This window comes from Thermotalea metallivorans (assembly GCF_001562415.1).
Lineage (GTDB): Bacteria > Bacillota > Clostridia > Peptostreptococcales > Thermotaleaceae > Thermotalea > Thermotalea metallivorans.
The window spans coordinates 1-3,713 of record NZ_LOEE01000020.1; the positions used below are offsets into that span (position 1 = coordinate 1).

Annotated in this window: 5 protein-coding genes; 1 reads left to right on the top strand and 4 read right to left on the bottom strand. The window is 36.0% G+C overall.

The genetic code is table 11. The annotated features are described in order from the left end of the window. The first annotated feature begins 205 nt into the window (after positions 1–205). Positions 206–466 carry a Rossmann-fold NAD(P)-binding domain-containing protein gene (locus tag AN619_RS15840; protein WP_242867307.1) on the top strand — a complete coding sequence of 87 codons (261 nt, stop codon included), beginning with the start codon at positions 206–208 and terminating at the stop codon, positions 464–466. A 702-nt stretch (positions 467–1,168) separates the two neighbouring features. Here the strand turns inward: AN619_RS15840 and AN619_RS03685 are convergent. The 4 genes from AN619_RS03685 to AN619_RS16455 all read right to left on the bottom strand — a co-directional run bounded on the left by AN619_RS03685 (position 1,169) and on the right by AN619_RS16455 (position 3,456). Then, complete coding sequence (locus AN619_RS03685) at positions 1,169–1,918, bottom strand: FAD-binding protein (RefSeq protein WP_083524963.1); 750 nt, start codon at positions 1,916–1,918, stop codon at positions 1,169–1,171. A 103-nt stretch (positions 1,919–2,021) separates the two neighbouring features. After that, entirely contained in the window at positions 2,022–2,237 is a 216-nt protein-coding gene (locus AN619_RS03690; RefSeq protein ID WP_068555136.1) for a helix-turn-helix domain-containing protein, read from the bottom strand. A gap of 12 nt (positions 2,238–2,249) precedes the next feature. Continuing rightward, positions 2,250–2,729 (bottom strand): DUF2975 domain-containing protein, encoded by a 480-nt coding sequence (locus tag AN619_RS03695; protein ID WP_068555137.1) that lies wholly within the window; start codon positions 2,727–2,729, stop codon positions 2,250–2,252. Positions 2,730–3,156: 427 nt separating this feature from the next. Continuing rightward, positions 3,157–3,456 carry a hypothetical protein gene (locus AN619_RS16455; RefSeq protein WP_068555138.1) on the bottom strand — a complete coding sequence of 100 codons (300 nt, stop codon included), beginning with the start codon at positions 3,454–3,456 and terminating at the stop codon, positions 3,157–3,159. Positions 3,457–3,713: the final 257 nt, after the last annotated feature.

A 3,713-nucleotide genomic window follows, 5' to 3' on the forward strand; every position in this document is an offset into this window, starting at 1 on the left:
CTAATCATATCAGACGCCTCCTAGGGTGTTGGTTTGTCATAAGATTAGTATTCCTAGGATTTAGGTGTCTGATTTTGTTATTTTATGGAATTATTTTTAAATCACTACATTACTTGTAAAGTGGTGTTTTAAGTTTGATAATAAAATAAAAATAGAAAGTGGATTTATATACAGGCCTAAAAAGGTATCGCAGTTTTATGTAGGAGTGGATGGTGCAACCCTTATTGGTGAAGCAGCAGGCGCTATTAGTCCTAGTTCTGCAGAAGGAATAAGCTACGCGTTAAAAAGCTCTCTATACTTAGCACAGAGCCTTGAAAAGGAAATAAATGGATATTTCGACAGATATAAAAACATGGTGAAAGACATCAAGTTAAATTTACTTATTAAAAATATAAAATCTCCAGCTATGTATAACCCATTGGTTAGGCAGTTAGTTATGAGATCAGGTATAACATGTATCAAGTAATAGCGATAAGTTTCTACCTGAGAAGGCCTATATACCTGAATTTCACCACTAGGATAGAGACTTACAACCTTCTGTAATACAGGATATCATTTGGTTGCAGTAATACAGCCGGTGATTATGTTCTCCTGAACAAGCCTTTTAGATAAACAACCTAAAAATTCATTGACATATCTCCAAGAACACAAGATTAAAAAATCAGCCCAAGACATCAATCCAAGTGGCTTGTTCCATATTGAGAGTATAGTCTTGATGCAAAATGTTAAAAGCAAATGAGCACCTGAAAAAAGGATTAAATACAGGGTTTTCCGGTGATTTGCTGTCCGCCGAAAATGTGCTTTTCGGCGACGGAGTTGTCGGAATGCCCTGTATTTTTATGTATGTGAGTGTCCACGGAAACACATCCACAGCCTTTCGGAGCGGCTCTCGGCGGGCAGGGTTGTGTAGACGGAAAAGATGGAAAATGGAACGTTCTTACTAAGACTATTTTATGATTCGTGGTCACTTCATCTTGACAAATAAAACCATTTGACTATGATATTATATCAGTTTAAAAGTCCTCAACTAGTGAAAAGGGCTGTAGGTGAACAAATTACTAAAGAATTAATATTTGATACTTTCGTATCCAGCTTCGAAAGTGCCAAAATTTATTCAACCGTTAAAGAAGCTGTGCAGAGCTTCCTTGACAAAGATCAGGTAGCTTAGTCAAACTTGTAAAGTGGTAAACTTAAAACCTAACTGTGTTAATTTTCTTTTCAGCATATTAAATTTTTCTCTGGTATCATCTCTAGGCCTAAGGGCCGATCCTAATAACAGATAATTATCTTTTGGTATTAACCAAGAATAGAAATCGCTAATTTCCTCATCAAAAACCGCTGTAAAATAAGGCATTGGATATGAGCATTTAAACCATTCTTGAATGGCGATATACTTTTCTGGAACATTTACATCTTTACTAATAATTTTCCTCACTTTAGAAGAAGCGCCATCAGCCCCCACTATAATTCTTGTCTTTGCAGTTACTTCTTGTCCATTATTGATATATCTTACTTCATATCCGCCTGATATTTCAACAAAACTTTTAAAATAAGAGTTAAACTTTTTATCAACGCCATTTGGAATCAGGGAAACCATCCATCTGTCAAATTTTTCTCTATCCATATTGTAATAGAATCTCTGATATAACCTCTCTAGATTATTTGTTATGTCAATGGTTCTTACGGCAAAAAGCTGAGGATCAACAAGGACATCTTTAGGTATCCCTAAACCCAGTTTGGCAATCATTTTCTGTGCATCGGGTGCTAGTAATCCTCCACAGCATTTATTTATACGGTGTTTGGAACTCTCATTTTCCAGATCTCGTTTATCTATTAATAAAATTTTATATTTATCTCCAATTAATCGAGCAAGATTAGCCCCTGCAGGCCCTGCCCCTACTATAATTATATCATACATTATGTAGTACCACCTTGGTTTCAGTATTTTGTAAGTGTACAATCTTATATAGCATATTGTGATGACAGCTAATAAAAGTTCTTCTTATCCATAAGTGTCATCATCAAGTGTCATCATCGCTCCTATATTCTAGAATATCTCCTGGTTGGCAGTTTAATGCCTTACATATGGCCTCTAAAGTTGAAAACCGAATGGCTTTTGCCTTTCCGTTCTTTAGTATAGAAAGATTTGCCATCGTTATCCCAATTCTCTCCGAAAGCTCTGTGACACTCATTTTCCTTTTAGCAAGCATGACATCGATATTAACTATAATCGGCATATTAAATTCACCTCAGATCGTTAAATCGTTTTCAGATTTCATAACAATGGCGTCCTGTAAAAGCCTGTTAAGAACAGAAGCAAACACGAAAATTACAAACGCAACACCTGCTATTGCCAATCCGATAAACACTAAGCCCGGCGCATCATCTTTTTCTGCTAATATATAGAAAAAAGGTAAGCCTCCCAGTGTACAAATAAAAAATTCTATAAGGGCTGAGCGCTTGATAATCTTCAATGCCTTTACTGACAATTCCGAGAAAGCACGGTCAGTGTCAATATATCCTAACAACTTATAAGACTGATATAGTGCAACAAAGCATGGTATTGCTGCAGTACATGTACCGATAAGCAAAACATAAGACAAAATATAATACTCTGAGGTTGGATCTGTTTTTATTGCTAACCACGCCGCACCACTGCATATAGCAAGAACTATTGCTCCCGCAATAAAAATAGCCAAACGTAATATCATTGTTGAATAACTTCTCATAAAATCACCTCTTATGATAATTTACATTTCAGTTATAATTATAACAATAAATTTATTGTTTTACAATAAATTTTTATTGTTATTTTTAAATTAATTCTCGATCTTCAAATAAGTAAAACACAAATAAGCCATTATAAAATCCTTATTTTCCCTCAACACAACCACCCCGTTTAAGATTACCCCAAACGGAACTGCTGTGAATGTGTTTCCACTAAAGTTGCATAAACAAAAATACAGAGCTTTACGGCATCCTAGCCGCCAAAAAGCACATTTTCGGCGAGCGGCATATCACCGAAAAGCCTTGTATTCAAGCCGTTTTTCTGGCACTTATTTATCTTCTTATTTATCTTTTTTAATGCCTGCAAACATTAAGCTGCTTTGTGTTTATACACCCTCATAGCGAATAGATATGCAACAATGAGGATACTCAGGCACCATGCAAGCGCAACCCAAATATCATTGCCGATAGGCAGCCTGACAGCAGTGCGCGGATGGATTCAACTGCAGAAATACTAAGGCTACGAATGTCTTCTCCCCAAATTGCATATCTTGATGGAGTTGCCTTGCAGTCTTCTTCACATGAATCAAAAATCGCTCTTTCTAATCTGGCCATGAACATGTTTTCACTGTTGTGTTCTTTTACTCTCGTGATTACTAAGGGAGCATTTCCGTTGTTAAAACTATAAAAGTTTATTACAGCCCGCATTAATGATTGTATTTGAACCAATGTTATCATCCCTTTCAGCCTAACAATAAAAATACCCTGTTCCGGTCTTTTGTAGAAACCAGGCAGAGAACAGAAACACGCTTTTGGATCTATGTCAATAGTTTGGACACAAATTTAAGTTTTTCATTTAAACTACCGCCACCCTTGACAAACTATTCATAAATGCACCCTGACTTTTACCCGAAGGCGATAAACTCAAAGCAAGCTATATACAGCCTTCGGAACAAGCTATTTTAGCATTTATTCATTAGTTTATC